Source organism: Candidatus Clostridium helianthi (assembly GCF_045310795.1).
In the GTDB taxonomy this organism is placed as follows: Bacteria; Bacillota; Clostridia; order Clostridiales; family Clostridiaceae; genus Clostridium; species Clostridium helianthi.
The window spans coordinates 1-15,780 of record NZ_JBJIAB010000031.1; the positions used below are offsets into that span (position 1 = coordinate 1).

General features: G+C 28.7%; 14 protein-coding genes and 1 riboswitch. Of the genes, 3 read left to right on the top strand and 11 right to left on the bottom strand.

What is annotated here, in order from left to right; genetic code table 11:
* Positions 1-806: 806 nt before the first annotated feature.
* Positions 807-1,742: a CHAP domain-containing protein gene (locus ACJDTP_RS19530; protein ID WP_406762184.1), complete on the bottom strand. Its 936-nt coding sequence runs from the start codon at positions 1,740-1,742 to the stop codon at positions 807-809.
* 296 nt (positions 1,743-2,038) lie between these two features.
* Between ACJDTP_RS19530 and ACJDTP_RS19535 the strand changes: the two genes are divergently transcribed.
* Together ACJDTP_RS19535 and ACJDTP_RS19540 are read left to right on the top strand one after the other, a co-directional pair.
* Entirely contained in the window at positions 2,039-2,641 is a 603-nt protein-coding gene (locus ACJDTP_RS19535; protein ID WP_406762185.1) for an accessory gene regulator B family protein, read from the top strand.
* A complete protein-coding gene (locus ACJDTP_RS19540) occupies positions 2,601-2,720 on the top strand; it encodes an AgrD family cyclic lactone autoinducer peptide (RefSeq protein ID WP_085953365.1) in 120 nt (39 codons plus the stop codon). Before ACJDTP_RS19535 ends, ACJDTP_RS19540 begins: the two co-directional genes overlap by 41 nt.
* Here ACJDTP_RS19540 and ACJDTP_RS19545 read toward each other — a convergent pair.
* The 6 genes from ACJDTP_RS19545 to ACJDTP_RS19570 form a co-directional block, all read right to left on the bottom strand.
* Entirely contained in the window at positions 2,696-3,946 is a 1,251-nt protein-coding gene (locus tag ACJDTP_RS19545) for a GHKL domain-containing protein (RefSeq protein WP_406762186.1), read from the bottom strand. The two genes, ACJDTP_RS19540 and ACJDTP_RS19545, sit on opposite strands and share 25 nt — an antisense overlap.
* Positions 3,940-4,707 (bottom strand): LytR/AlgR family response regulator transcription factor, encoded by a 768-nt coding sequence (locus tag ACJDTP_RS19550; RefSeq protein ID WP_173712110.1) that lies wholly within the window; start codon positions 4,705-4,707, stop codon positions 3,940-3,942. Before ACJDTP_RS19550 ends, ACJDTP_RS19545 begins: the two co-directional genes overlap by 7 nt.
* A gap of 327 nt (positions 4,708-5,034) precedes the next feature.
* Positions 5,035-6,180 carry a tetratricopeptide repeat protein gene (locus ACJDTP_RS19555; protein WP_406762187.1) on the bottom strand — a complete coding sequence of 382 codons (1,146 nt, stop codon included), beginning with the start codon at positions 6,178-6,180 and terminating at the stop codon, positions 5,035-5,037.
* Positions 6,181-6,507: 327 nt separating this feature from the next.
* A complete protein-coding gene (locus ACJDTP_RS19560) occupies positions 6,508-7,881 on the bottom strand; it encodes an FAD-binding oxidoreductase (RefSeq protein ID WP_406762188.1) in 1,374 nt (457 codons plus the stop codon).
* Between the two features lie 882 nt (positions 7,882-8,763).
* Entirely contained in the window at positions 8,764-9,417 is a 654-nt protein-coding gene (locus ACJDTP_RS19565) for a hypothetical protein (protein WP_026888620.1), read from the bottom strand.
* A 209-nt stretch (positions 9,418-9,626) separates the two neighbouring features.
* Complete coding sequence (locus tag ACJDTP_RS19570) at positions 9,627-10,163, bottom strand: DUF2167 domain-containing protein (protein ID WP_406762189.1); 537 nt, start codon at positions 10,161-10,163, stop codon at positions 9,627-9,629.
* A gap of 433 nt (positions 10,164-10,596) precedes the next feature.
* Here ACJDTP_RS19570 and ACJDTP_RS19575 point away from each other — a divergent pair, with 433 nt between their 5' ends.
* Positions 10,597-10,773, top strand: coding sequence for a hypothetical protein (locus ACJDTP_RS19575; protein ID WP_171772376.1), 177 nt, complete (start codon positions 10,597-10,599; stop codon positions 10,771-10,773).
* A gap of 203 nt (positions 10,774-10,976) precedes the next feature.
* Here the strand turns inward: ACJDTP_RS19575 and ACJDTP_RS19580 are convergent, their stop codons facing one another.
* The 4 genes from ACJDTP_RS19580 to ACJDTP_RS19595 form a co-directional block, all read right to left on the bottom strand.
* On the bottom strand, positions 10,977-12,371 hold the full coding sequence (locus tag ACJDTP_RS19580) for an amino acid permease (RefSeq protein WP_078114743.1): 1,395 nt from the start codon (positions 12,369-12,371) through the stop codon (positions 10,977-10,979).
* A 139-nt stretch (positions 12,372-12,510) separates the two neighbouring features.
* Positions 12,511-12,598, bottom strand: a riboswitch (glycine riboswitch).
* A 276-nt stretch (positions 12,599-12,874) separates the two neighbouring features.
* Positions 12,875-13,300, bottom strand: a complete 426-nt coding sequence (locus ACJDTP_RS19585; protein ID WP_406762190.1) for a MerR family transcriptional regulator — start codon at positions 13,298-13,300, stop codon at positions 12,875-12,877.
* A 114-nt stretch (positions 13,301-13,414) separates the two neighbouring features.
* Positions 13,415-14,410 (bottom strand): L-glyceraldehyde 3-phosphate reductase, encoded by a 996-nt coding sequence (mgrA, locus tag ACJDTP_RS19590; RefSeq protein WP_406762191.1) that lies wholly within the window; start codon positions 14,408-14,410, stop codon positions 13,415-13,417.
* 343 nt (positions 14,411-14,753) lie between these two features.
* Positions 14,754-15,704: a transglutaminase domain-containing protein gene (locus ACJDTP_RS19595; RefSeq protein ID WP_406762192.1), complete on the bottom strand. Its 951-nt coding sequence runs from the start codon at positions 15,702-15,704 to the stop codon at positions 14,754-14,756.
* Between the last annotated feature and the right edge of the window lie 76 nt (positions 15,705-15,780).

The window sequence follows — 15,780 nt, forward strand, 5'->3', positions numbered from 1 at the left end:
ACTCAAATAAAAATTGCTGGTTTACTTAAATGTATTTATCTTATTCTGTTCAATTTTCAAAGACCAATTTTCTTTCTAAAGCCTGCTGTTACAAAGCTTATGAGTCTCTGTCGTTTCTGACAGCTCACTCAGTATATCACCGCTTTCGAGGCTTGTCAATAATCTTTTTAAAAACTTTTTGAACTTCATTTTCTCGAGTTCTTTCAAACTTTAAGCTATTGATTTCGCATCACTCAGCGAGGAATTACATCATATCATCACCACTCGACATTGTCAACAACTTTCGTAGAAAACTTTTAATTTCTTCTTTATTAAAATCTTTTCAAGTCTTAAGTTGTTTTGTTCATATCTCTTAGTGACGTGTTTTATCTTAACACCTCTGGCATATATTAATTTCTTATCTTCTTACATTTTTGTGAAGTTATTCTAATTTTTCGCTATTATTCGCTAATATGCTAACTAATACATATGTTGATACACTAGAAACAGTTGTATACACCGAATATTCTAACTTAAATATTAAAAAATCTAGTCTCCTTACTTTTGATATTTTAAAAATATGAAACCTTAATTTATAAATTCTTTCAATTCACTTTATATACTATTCAGAAACATTTGCATACAAGGTTATATCTAAAATAAAATAATAAAAAATTGATGATATAAAACATTTTATATCATCAATTTTTATTAAACTATATTTATTATTTATAAATGTATATATAAAACCTATTCTCTAACCCACAATCTCATTTAGACTTTCCTCTTTGAAATAAAGTCATACCCACATTTTTTAAACTCACTTATTAATACTTATTGAAACCGCCATTATATACTACAAATCCTGATTTAGTATTTGCGCCTTTAGACGTATTATAAACTACACTCAACTTACCATTTTTACGATACAGTGGTGTCGCATTCTCACCAGGAGATAGTGATCCTATTACATTTCCATTAGAATCATAAACAGTTTCCGATGTAGAACCATTTTTCCAAGCTCCAGCATTAAAATATTTAATTATATTTGTAGCATTTGCAACATATCCTGTCCTTACTCCACTAGGTGTTGGATATTCTATCAAAGCCAATTGAGTTGAATAACTAACATCCAATACTGTTATTTTATCCCCATCATCAACTCTACGGCCAGGAATAATATTCCCACTCGAATCTCTTACGTAAAGAAAATCTCCTGATACTTGAGCATTATTTGGATAAGTAAATCCACTTTGTGTTGGATCACTCGGCTCAGACGGATTACCCTGTAGATATATGAATCCAAGAAAATTCGCAGATCTGCTCTTAAATGCTGATACTGTCTGATTTTCCTCTGCGCCATCATATGCCTTACTCACATGATAGTTAGCTTCATTAAAGTATATTGTGTCACCAGAAACACTTTCAATAAATACAACATGCCCCGCACTGCCATTCCCGAATACGGCTATGGAATTAGCAGATGGTGTTTGTCCTTTCGGATAAGTAGTTTCATTCCACCATTGTTTTGCATTCCCATAAAACTGAGAGTTTAACTTTATTCCTAATTTCTCATATGCACGTCCCCATACAAACCATGTGCATTGTCCTTTGTAACCACTCTGCGTAAATATGTTTTCGCTGTTATAAGCACTACTTGATATGTTTGGTGAAGTTGCAGCGAAAACAATGTTAGGAGTTTGTCCCAAAAGCATTAATAATGATACAGCTAAAATCATCACTTTTCTAAGTTGTTTTTTCATCTTACCTCTCCCCTCTTAATTACTAGCATTATTAACAACACTATGAGCTTAATCTAATCGTTAATAACACTCTTTACCACATTTATATATTCTCATATTGCTAAACCTAAATAAATAGTGTTTACTCTAAACATACAATATAAAGTATTAAAAGCAACGCAATAAATTATTTGCTTAATTATTAAGTAATTATTCTTTTCATTCCAAAATTTGTACGTTTTATTCCAATAATATTGTAATTTTATCCAATATACTTTATAAAGATATTGTTCACTAAATAATCTAGAGAGGTTAAAATGATAAAATTAATATCAACTTTTATAACAAGGTACTTAGAAGAAAATAACTCTTCTTTAATTAAAACAGATTTACTAAAAATCCAATATACATTAGAGGTTATTTTAGGTAATTTATTTGATTTTGTAGTTATATTATTAATATTTCTAGGCTTGAATAAAGTTCCTATACTTTTACTATCTTATGTTATTTTGATTTCAATTAGGCCCTTTATGGGAGGTGTCCACTGTAAAACTTTTATTTCATGTTTATTTGTTACTACAATGTACTTCATAATGGTAATGCTATTTACTACATTAGCACCTAAGCTAAATAATAGTTTTAATATAATTTTCTTTACAATATCTTTTATTATAGTCGCAGCTTATGCGCCATGCCGTAATTTAAAGAGACCTGTAAAAAATAAAGCGACATTAAAAATAATTTCTTTAATATCGCTAACATTTTGGATTGTAGTATTCTTTACCCTGCCAAATGTGCAAATATGTAATTGCATATTTGCAAGTATATTCATACAAATACTTCAAATAATTATTATTAATACGAAAGGAGTGCTTTCAAATGCAAAAATCTATAAACATTTTTTCAGCTATACTTCTTAAGCTATTTAACTTAGCATCTAAATCAAGCTGTGCAGGCGTATGGGGCGAGCCAGATTACCCTGAAGAATTATTAAAATAAATATCAAAAATAATTTCATTACATTGTATATTAATTTTAATATATCCCTTATGTAAATCAACTATTTGTTGTACATTATATAAACCATAACCTCTTGTATCTGTATTTTTAGTAGAATAGCCTCTTGTAAAAATCTCATCTAAGTTAATGTCACTAGGATTTACTACTTGATTCTTAACTATTAGATGAGATTCTTTATTTTCATTAAAAATCTTTATTTCAATACATTTTATTAAACAATCTTTTTGGGTCACCTCATCAAAAGCATTATTTAGCAAATTATTTAATATATTAGAAAATTCATTATAGCTTAATATATGATCTAAAACATTATTTTCTATTTCATATTTAAAAGCAATATTATGCTTTTTTGACCTGCACATGTTTCTATATATTATAGATCTAACAACTACATTATCAATATATATAAGTTCATTTATTTTACTATCATATATATCTTCGTCTTTCATATAGGTTCTAATAGCTTCCTTTAAATCTTTTTCACTTAAAACTTCCACCATTCCCCTTATTGAATTTTTATAATTAACAAAATCATGTTGTCTCTGTTTTATTTCTTGAACTATTTCATCGATAACAGCATTATACTCATTTGAAATTTTTAATGATTCTTTTTCTCTTGTCACCTTAATAAAATACAAGTATATCAAAACTTGAGATAAAGCCAATATGCCAAATATTAAAGATGAAAGAAATAAATTGTTTAAAATTACTATGTTATCATAATACCAACTAATCTTAAAAAGCATAGCATATATACTGCATATTAGAATAGAATAAATAAAAACGACATTATCCTTATTCTCAAAAATAAAATTTTCATTTAATAAATTTATCTTTGAGAATATAATCTCTCCTACCAATATTATTCCTTCCACACAAATTTCCTTGACTATATTATCGTAAATAAACTTATCAATAAGGGCCGCAAATATTAATTCTAAACTCATTACTGCAATCAACACTAAAAAAAATCCTAGTATAACTTGTTTAAAATCTGCCTTATATATAATTTTTATACTCAAGATAACTGCAATATACTCTATAATAAAGTTCAATTGTAACACTTCAATAACTGTAACTAAAATCGAAGCAACAAGTACACTTGGCACTAATTTAAGCATATTATTATTTTTCTTGGTTAATGTTGCCCATAAATAAATTATATTGAATGTATTCATACCATTTATAATCGCTGAACTTAACATATTATCACTTTTCCTTTTTTAAATTCAGACATAATGCTATTTTTAAATTTGTATCCTAAAAACGCTGTCTTGCTACATTCATTAAAATATACTTCGCTAAGTTTAACGTCTAGTTTTTCTATCTTGTATATATAATTCGTGTTTATTGCAAAAGCTCTATGGCTTTGAACTATATAATTGCAGTCAATTAACTGTAATATTTTTTTTAAACTTATGTTATATGCAGTATAAACTCCATTGTAAGTATTAATATCGCAGTTTTTACCATCAACTTCTATAAATATAATATCATTTACCTTTATTCCAACGTACACGCCATTTTTTAATGTGATTACAATCTCTTTATCTTTTTCCTTGCCATAATTATCAACTTTGTTATTCAAATCGCTTGTTTCATTAAGAATAATCTTATTCAACATAGCTTGTACATCATTTTTATCATATGGTTTTACAATATAATCATAGCAATGAGTTTGTTTAAATGCTTGGGTTATATATTCCATGTGTGTTGTTAAAAATATGATTTGCCTAAATTCGTATTTAGCTATGCTTCTAATCTTCATAGCAAGATCCAATCCTGAAGATTGTTTTAAACTAATGTCTATTAAAAACATATTAATATCATTATTCAAAATTATTTCTAATGCTGACATCTCGCTATCAGCCTCATAAATTTTTACAAAGTCACATACAGATAATATCATTCTCTTTAAAATGTCTCTTTGTATAGAATCATCCTCTACTATAATAATAGAATACAAAAGTACCACTCTCCAATCCATATACAATCTAAAAAATATGTCAATAATACTGTCTCATATAATCATGAGGTTAAAGGCTAATTTCCCTTAATCTTATTTTTTATTAGATTATTAAAACGCCTCTACCTATATAATACAATATTATATAATTATATACAATTATCCCACTTTTGTGTAATTTTTATTTATTATTCTTTAAAGACAGTGATAAAACGTGCTGTATAGACTATTTAATCTTACTCAGCACGTTTTAATTATAATTATTCTTATTAAATTTTTTCTAAAATTAATTATATAAAAATCACTATTTTTCAGAAATAAATATATCTAATTGCCCATTTCCTTCATACTATAATCTGCATATGAAGCATACTCAGTTTTAGGATATTTATCTTTTACCTGCCTAAAATATGTAAGAGCATTGGAATAATCATTTGTCTCTTTATAGCATATTCCTATTTGATACATTAACCAAGGCATAATATCTATGTCAGAATCGATTTGTGAAGTCATTTTTAATTTAGGAAGTGCTTCTGCATACTTTTTTTGTTTATATAACTTATTTCCATCATTGTATATAGGCCAGAGTCCACTTATCTTTAAATCTTGCCATAATTTATCGAACTTCGCTTTCGTATCATTATCAAGATTTTCGTTCTTCAAATTTATTAAATCCTCAGCAGCCATTTCATATTTTCCATCTCCAATTGATTTCTCAGCATCATTTAGCATACCCAAGATATTATTTTTATAGCTATCGCTTTTTACTTTCTTATCTTCTGAATCTATTTTAGCTTTCTCACTACTTTCAAGATTTACCATATTCTCTTCTAACGAATCATCTACTTTGTTCTGATCTTTATCCACTTCCTCTTTCTTTACTATTAGTTTATTATTTATACTAAGCTTATTCAAAAATTCTTGAGTTTCGATAGGAACCTTTGCCATTGCTATCTGAATAAACTTTGGATAAAAATAATTCATTGCAATACCGCCCATAATGATTACTATGCTTAATATAGCCATAATTTTTTTCCCTGTGGAACGCTTTGGTTCTGTAGAGTACTCATTCCATATATCACTATTAGTATGATTTATAACATCCATATTATTTACATTTCTTCCTCTAGATGATTTTATTTTTAGGCTTTGTATATAATCATTTGCTAAACTATCGTATATAGCGTATTTTTTGAGTTTCTTAAAGACCTTTTCTGCATTTCTATATTGCTTCATGCTAACATAGCACAATCCAATAAGCTTAATTGCATCTGAGAACCCCTTATTATAAGATAAAGCTTTTTTCAAATCATTTACAGCCAACTCAAAGTTGCTTTTTTTTATTTCTCCTATTGCCGAATTATATAGAATAATGGATTTCTTAATGTCATTATTAATCTTATATCTATTCAATTCCATTTCCTTTATATTGATTGGATTTATTTTTTTAATCTCCATCTCAAAATTAACCAAATAATTACCTCCTAAAATATTACACAATAATACATTAATGTTTAAACAATAATATCCTCCCATTAAAATCAGAAAAACTTTGCATTTGCATTTAAAATTTAATTTATTTCTATGTATAAATCTTAGCAAATTATGTAATATAATTCAATATAAAGTCTTATTGGTAAAATATTTTCTAAGATATTTTTAAACGTACACAAAATTATTTAATATCTTCATTTTAAAAGTTGTATAAAAAACTTAAGACTATGTATAAGCTTAAAACAATTCTCTCTTATACATAGCCTTCTTTCGCTTCCAAATAATATTTTATTATAAGCAATTTCCTTAATTTAAATTTTGCCCGCTTCCAATTTGTATTCCTTGAGGAAATTTAAACACCTCATACGGATCATATTTCAATTTAACTTCTCTTAATTTTTCTAAATTTTCTCCATAATACTCTTTTTCATAATCCTCAATATCTGCGCATGGAAAATTAATATATGAACCTGTTGTGATACTATTTATGTATTTAAGCTTTTCTTTAACCCATTCTATATTCATAGGCGCATACTCAGCTTCTTCCCAAACAGATTGAAGTCCCATTATAAATTTCGCATCTCTATAATAAAAAGCTGTATCATTTTTATCTTTTTCCATAATTGCTCCACCTAATCCATATAGAGAAACAGCTGCATATACTGCACCTTTAGCCCTCTCTTCAACAAGTTCTATGATTTTTTTCATTTCACTTCTACTATAATCCTTATATACGAATCTTCCTGCCGATTTATATTTTTCATATGGAGGATGACTATCTTGAATCCTTCTATTTACATCTAAGACTGAAGTATAGTTAAAATCAAATACTCCTTTTTTAGAAATATTCTTAAAGTCGCCTAAAATTACATCTGCCTCTTCTCTGGTACCATATAATATTCCTGTAATTCTGACTCCTCTTCCTTTTATTTTTGAATTATATATCCCCATCTTTAAATTAACTCTTTTATTTAAACTCATATATAAATGTGTCCAAGTCTCAAATATATCTAATATCTCATGATCATCAGCACCTATATAATCTATATCTATTAAAGTTGCCATCTTAATTTTCTCAGGAAGTTTAAATATCATGCTAGTAACTACTCCAAAATTTCCTCCACCAGCACCTCTTAAAGCCCAAAACAAGTCTGTATTAGATTTATCTGTAGCAACTATTCTTTCCCCCTTATAATCTATCAATTCAATTTCAAGTAAGTTATCAGAGGCTAATCCAAGTAATCTATTTGAATAACCCCATCCGCCGCCTAAAGTTAGTCCAGAAACCCCAACCGTTGGACATCCTCCTCCTGGAAATGGATAGCCTAGTTCTCCCAAAACCTCGTAAAGTTCCCTATTCCTAACTCCGCCTTGTATTTTTACTATTCCTATTTCTTCATCTACAATAATCGCATTCATTTTACTAATATCAATGACCAAAGCATCATTCCCTGTTGAATATCCCTCGTAGTGATGTCTGCCTGACCTTATTCTAATTTCTACTGAATGCAATTTAGCCCAAGTTATTGCATTTATGATATCATCATTAGTATGGCAATATACAATTGCTAATGGATATTTTTCTATAGCTCTATTCCAAGCTTTTCGTTCTTCTTCATAACTAAATTCCTCTTTTGTAATGATATCTCCGGTCAATCCTCTGTAATCAAAATCTATCAAGTCTATCACCTTCTACTTTTCTGCAAATTATTTCATCTACTTCCATAATAACATATTATATTTTTTATAATAAGCGTATTCTATCTAATAAAATACTTTTTTTATACAATCTTTTGATATAAAAATAAAATTTATATAACCCTACCATGAATTTCATAGTATCAAATATATCCTTTAGGATATGCTAATATCATAAAGGATATAACAGTTAAGCAAACAAATATGTTTGAAAAACAATATACTTGTTTATCAGAATTTAATACAAGTCAAAAGACTTGTATTAAGATTAGATGCGATTTTATAGGGTTAGGAAAAGTCTTATTGTAGTAGATTAATTTTATTATAATAAGATTCCAACTTATCTTATAAGGTCAAGCTAAGATTATATTTGGTAGTGTAATAATCATATATAGTCAAAAGATTATATATGGTCGTGTAAGTATCTTATTTAGTCGAACAAAATATTAATATGGGTATTGCACTGTTTAATTATGGTCGAAAGATTATAATTAGATACTAAGTTATCCATATTAGTGTGAGTTATACTGTTATATTCTTTATTTAATGGCCATAAGTAAATTTACATAAATTTACTTATGGCTTTTATTTCTACTCATTTCCTATAACAAATCCTTCTTTGCCTTCTAACTATCCATACAATAAAGTTTTTTCCATATACCAATAAAAGTACATGGGAAGAAGTTACTTTTAGTAAATCTTCACATGTACTTTTATTTTATGTTGGAATATTTGCAAATAATAAAATTCATACAAATTATTTTTAAAGGTAATTTTTCTTAGTTATTTATTAATTTAATTTTGCCAGAAAAAATATACAACTTAAATTCAAAGTTATAAATTAATCAATATACAAATCTAGTTCTATTTTTCTGCTAATTTAACTAATTGTTCACCGAATTCTTCTGCTTTCATATCTGGTACCCATAGCCCAGATTGTGCATCCTTCTTAAATTTATAGGTACCCTTATTGGTCTCAGATGAAGGTTTAGCGCTACCTAATTCAGCTAATAAATTTTCTATATATTTATCTTTAAATTTATTAATTGCTTCTTTTTGATCAGTAATGCCTAATGCAATGGTTGAATCCTGTGCATCATTAGTTGCTTTGGTATCCATTGCATTAAAATCGATGTATGGTGTTGTTATTGTTATTGTTGCTTCACTTCCATTTTCAGAACCTGCCTCAACAGTTGCATCTAATGACTTTAATGCGTTATATTGAGCTTCTGTTATCTTGTCCAATTCTTCATCTGAAATAAGAATCCCAGCCTTAGTAAAATTCATTCTAGTTTGGTTTTTAGTTGCATCCATTTGAGTCTTGATTATGTTATTAGCATCATCTTCTTTAATGCCAAACTTACCTATATCTGTTTTATCATGTTTTATTAAAAAGTTAAAAAAGAACTTTCCACTTTCACTAGCAGTTGGTTTTTTGCTGCATCCAGCTGTTGTCAGTATAATTCCTATACATAATAAAGTAATTAGCATTAATACAATTTTTTTATTAATTTTCATTTTAAATTTTACCCCTTTTTTATTTTTTGTAAAACTTTAAAAATAAAGTATTTAATGTTTTATTTTTACAATTTTCCACTTAAATATTATATCATAAAGATTCTCAATTTCAATAAGTACTGCTTATATCTAGACTAAGAAAAATAAGCGTAAATTTAGTATTTTTTATATCATTTTTAATTTAAGAATCTATTGATCTTAACTATATATCAACCTCTTATATCTGCTTCAGAATTTTCTTTAAATAAAATTTTATCCGAATTCAATTCAGTTTCATCATGTATATATGGCTTTTTCCTAAATGCCCTTATCACTTTACCGAATAGACCTACTATGCCGGCTAAAACAAATATCCATGCTTTCTTAAATATTATTAGTATTTTGGTAAGCAAACCTGTCTTAGACACTGTACCTCCGACAATTAGTGCTGCCAATCCTACTTCTGCTACTTTATCACCCTTTATGTAACCTGAGTATCTTTTTCCTTCTTTATAAGCATAATTTTTAATAATATTTTCTAACTTAGGTTTAACTGCTGCCATTAATTCCTTTGCATCTTCTCCATCCGCAAAAATGTACTCACTAGGCAGATTTAATTTCGCTAAGTCAGTTCCTACATTTACAGTCTTCGAACCTTTAGTCCAATTTATTCCTGGAACACCTATTAAATCATAAGCATATGAGATAATTGGAATAAACGTAAATATAGTTAAAGCAGCTAATGTTCTTAATATTTTTTTCAACATTTTTATCCCCCTATGTACTAAGTTACATTTCTTATTCTAAAGTTATTTTCATTTGTTGTATATTATACTTTTGTATACTTTTTCGCTTTCAAATAATACAAGGATTATGTAAAGAAATATATTCTATAATTAGAAATATATTGAGATATTTAAAGTTGATCATCTAGAAAAAATTCAAGAATTAATAGAAAAAAGTATCATTACTAGTTTACAATTCGTCCACCATTTTTTATCGCTAATGTCAGCGCAGTATCACCTGCAGCTATTTCCATGAAGCAATCTCTACCTTTTCTTTGGGATCCATATCATAACAACACAACTACGTAAAAATTCATGGTAATATTTACAATTCAAATTCATCCTCTTAACTCTGTATATTTAATTAAGTTATGCAAATACTAACTTCGAATGATTTATATAGGAGGTGTTAAATATGCCAGGAACAGCTAAACAATATGTTGACCAAAGCGTATCTTCTTGTAAAGATACTATTAACTCACTACAACAAGCACTTAGCTCTGCAGAAAAACAAGATAATAAGAATAAAATTCAACAAGCAATAAACTCTCTTAATTCTGCATGCCAACAATTATCTGAGTATCAAGACTAATTCAAACTTAGATGTATTGTTAACAATATAATAAACCACTTTATTCTGATTAATTTAGAATAAAGTGGTTTATTATCTTTTATCTTAAATATTTCTTAAAGTTATACTTTATAAAACATAAAATTAATATAATCAGACTTATTAGAAATAGCTGTTATATCAAAACCATGATTCTTTAACAGATTTATCACAGCATTAAAATCTTATGCCAAATTTCTTTTAACAACTTCTTTTGTTTCTGCTTTTGATTTAAGTCCTTTATGAATCAACCAAAGCATAATGAACCATACAGGTGTTACAAATAGAGCTACACGAGTTTCATTATTAAATGCTAATGTAATTATAACAAAAGCTAAAAATGCTAAGATTATATAGTTCATAATTGGGTAAAGTGGCATTTTAAATTTGTTCTTAGCTGCAAGTTCAGGATTAGTTTTGCGATATTTCAAATGGCAAACAACAATAATTGCCCAAATAAAGATAAAACAAAATGTTGATATACTTGTAATTAGAACAAATACTCCTTCTGGCATAATGTAATTCAAAATAACTGAAATCAAGATAACAATTGCTGAAAACATTGTGGAATTAGCAGGTACTTGATTAGAAGTTAATTTATTCATCGACTCTGGCGCATTACCTTCTTTTGCAAGAGAATAAACCATACGGCTTGTACTGAAGATGCCGCTGTTACATGCAGAAGCAGCTGATGTTAATACAACGAAATTTACAATACTTGCTGCTGCAGCAATTCCCACTGCTGAAAACACTTGAACAAATGGACTTTTATCCGGATTAATTGAAGTCCATGGATATATGCTCATGATAATAAAAAGTGCTCCAACATAGAAAATAATAATTCTAATCGGAATATTATTAATAGCCTTTGGAATAACACGTTCTGGATCTTCTGTTTCACCAGCTGTAAGTCCTACTAATTCAATTCCAGTAAAAGCAAACACAACCATTTGGAATGAAAGAATAAATCCAGTTGCACCCTTTGGAAACAATCCGCCATGACTCCAAAGATTTGTAAAGCTAGCTGCACCAGCATCTGTAGAAAATCCTTTAATAACCATAAATATACCTATTATAATTAGAGCTAAAATTGCAACAACTTTAATTAAAGCAAACCAGAACTCCATTTCGCCGAATAACTTTACTGCTGTAAGGTTCATAATCAATAAAACGATAAGAATTATAAGACTTGGAACCCATTGAGCTACATTCGGGAACCAGTATTGTATATAAAGACCTGCAGCAGTTACATCCGCCATCGCAAGTGAAATCCAACAAAACCAGTAAGTCCATCCAGTAATAAATGCTGCTCTCTCTCCTAAATAATCATATACAAAATCTACAAATGAATGATAGTTTAAATTAGAAAGTAATAATTCCCCAAGGGCACGCATAATAAAAAAACAAATTATTCCTGTTATCATATACGCAAACAATATAGATGGTCCTGCTAAGTGAATAGACCTTCCTGAACCAAGGAATAATCCAGTACCGATTGCTCCTCCAATTGCGAGTAATTGAACATGACGATTTTTTAGTCCTCTTGATAAGTTTTGATTTTCTGATTTTAATTGATCCATTTTATCCCTCCATCTTAGTTAAAAGGCATGTACTAAAAAGCCCTTTACTAATATAAATATTTTGTGATTTGAGATATAAATGGGAATAGATAAGATCTAAATGAAGTAATCTATAATATATTACTTTGATAAGATATGTTATCTGTCCCCTGTCCTTTTACCTGAGAGTTTCGCCTTTACAACTTTCTCCTTCGGTGCTCTTTTCGAGTCTCTCCAAGGTTTCATCCAATAGCGGTCATCTCTAATTAAATAGGTACCTGAAAGATTTACTTCTTCGGTGAATGACTATAGTCATTACTCTCCCGCTATCTTCATCTGAACTTTTAGATTTTACTGTTATATAGTAATACATTTTTAATAAAGTTGCAACATTTTTTTCATTTTAATCAGAATTCTTAAGTATTTTTATCATAATTTTAAAACCATAACAAAAAGAACCCTATTTCTAGAGTTCCTAATTTTTGATATTTTATGTATCACTAAATATTTTTCCTTAACTCACATTATTTATCTTCTTTTATATAGAAATGATTTGGATATCGCTCTTTTTTAAGTTCCTTTTCAGTCCCCAATTTACACGCCATGGTGAAATAATCAACCTTGTAATTAATATGTTCCATATATTTATTTAATTCATCTATCTTCTTTTGAACATTTTCCCTGTGCTTTAATATTAACTCCAACCTTTTATATAATGTACAATCACCTTGGCTATTTAAAACAACGAATTCTTTTATCTGCTCAATGGGCATATTCGTGTTCTTTAGACAATTAATTACTGCTATCCACTCTAGATTTGACTCATCATAATATCTATGTCTATTTTCAGCTCTTTTAATATTAGGCAATAATCCTTCAGATTCATAATATCTTAAGGTAGATGCTGTTAGTCCTGTAATTCTAGCTGCTTCTTGTATAGAATATTTCATAGTTTCTCTCCTTATACTAGAAATTTCTAAGATAAATTATACGCCAAAATTACTATTTTTAGAATAGAAAGAAAAAGAAAATGTATACATAAAACTTGATTTTTTATCCCTAGCCTAGTTAGCACTTATTTCATCAATCATCCTTAACTCTTCATCTGTGAATTCAATTTTATGAACTATTCCTACATTTTCAATGATTTGCGATGGTTTTGATGCTCCAATAAGTACACTTGTTACTTCTGAATCTTTTAGTACCCAGCTAAGCGCCATTTGAGCAAGAGTTTGCCCTCTATTTAAAGCAATATTGTTTAATCTCCTAATTTGCTCTAACTTCTTCTCTGTCAATATATCTTGCTTTAAGAATCTTCCATCCACCTTTATCCGGCTATCGTCTGGAATTCCATTTAAATACTTATCTGTTAATGTCCCTTGGGCTAATGGACTAAACGCTATAATTCCTTTTCCGTTTTCTTTTGCTGCTCTTTTAAGTCCATTATTTTCAATAGTTCTATCAAATATAGAATATCTATTTTGATTAATTACAAATGGACATTTTAATTCATTTAAAATCGCAGCTGCCTTTTCCATTGTCTCTCCATTATAATTTGAAATTCCTGCGTAAAGTGCTTTTCCACTTTTTACAGCTGTATCAAGAGCCATCATAGATTCTTCTAATGGAGTATCAGGATCCATTCGATGGTGATAGAATATATCTACATATTCCAATCCCATACGCTTTAAGCTCTGATCCAAACTTGCTAATATATATTTACGGCTTCCAAAGTCTCCATAAGGCCCTTCCCACATCTTATAACCTGCTTTTGTGCTAATCAATAATTCATCACGATATAATGCTAATTCCTCTCTTAAAATACGCCCAAAATTTTCTTCTGCACTTCCTGGAACTGGCCCATAGTTATTTGCTAAATCAAAATGAGTTATTCCATTATCAAAAGCAGTAAAACATAATTCTTTCATGTTATTATAATCTGCATTGCTCCCAAAATTATGCCAAAGGCCAAAGGATATCATAGGAAGCTTCAAACCACTTTCCCCACATTTACTATACTTCATCTCATTATATCTATTTTTTGATGCTTGATATTTCATTCTCTCAACTCCTTTGTTTTTATAACTTTACTTTAACACTTAAAGTTAACTTTAAGTCAATATTACATTTTTAGATTTTTGTAAAATGAAAAACTAACTTCTTGATTGCAAGAGTAAATTCATTATTAATGACTTTAATCTCGCACTACTTTTTTTGACAAAAGGATTGAAGCCTTGTATTTTCAGAAATTATCAAAGATCAAGAATTTACTTATTCACTTAATGATTTTTAGATTGTTTAAAATATATTATGCAAAAATAAACTACCTAAACCAGGACTACCATAAACATTTAGTATTTTATATTGCATAATATATATTTTCATTTAAATTGAATTGTATACCTAATTAGCATTTGGATAAATCGAGGTGTCCCATGAATGATCTGCACTTATTTCTTGGTCTGTTAAGTTATAATAGTCATATTGTATAACATCACCGTAATTAGATACAGGATCATCCCACGTACAGTCCACATGACGCCATTTGTTATTTATATAAACCAAGTTCCATGCATGAGCCTGTCCATCAGCAGTACCCTCTACAACCATTGATTTAATTCCTGCAACAGTAAACATTTTTTGAGCTAAAAGAGAATATCCCTCGCAGACTCCAGTATGTTTAATTAAAGTATTATAAGGATCATATATAGTTAAAGATTGATCATATTTTGTATTATTTATTATCCAATCATGTATCGCACGTTCTTTCTCTGGCTGACTCATGCTATCTGGAGCAATCTGTGCGACTATGGACCTCACTTTCGAATCCAAATCTGCTTCCATTCCTGCTGTCATTTTATAATTGCATTTAACCTGTATTCCAATATTACCTGATCCATAGCTTGTCATGGTTACATCATAATCAGATACATTAAACATTTCATAAGAGTTAGTGATTTTTAACTTACTTATCTCATCTTTAATAATATTTTCTAGGTTGTTAATATCCACTCCACTACTTGGACACTCTATATAAAATGATGGATTTTGAATACTGACATTCTTTAATATTTCTTGTCCTATTAATGTATTTACTGAGTCAATCCACACTCCTCTGGAATTCAAGTAATACCCATCAATAGTAGTGTTCTGTGCCATATATCCATTTTGGTAGAAATAATACCAAAAGCCATCTATCTTTCTCCATCCAGCGGCATACGAATTACCTTCTGTATACCACCAGCCTTTATAATTAGACTTCCACTCTGCCGAAACTCCTATTGGGGTTAGCGCTGTAATCGAAGCTGCAACTAATGTACAAATAACGACATTTCTTAATCTTAGACTTTTCATTTTATTCCTCCCTTCAATACTTATAACATAATTGTATATTACTTCATCTTTTTTCAAATATGTTACAAAACAGTTT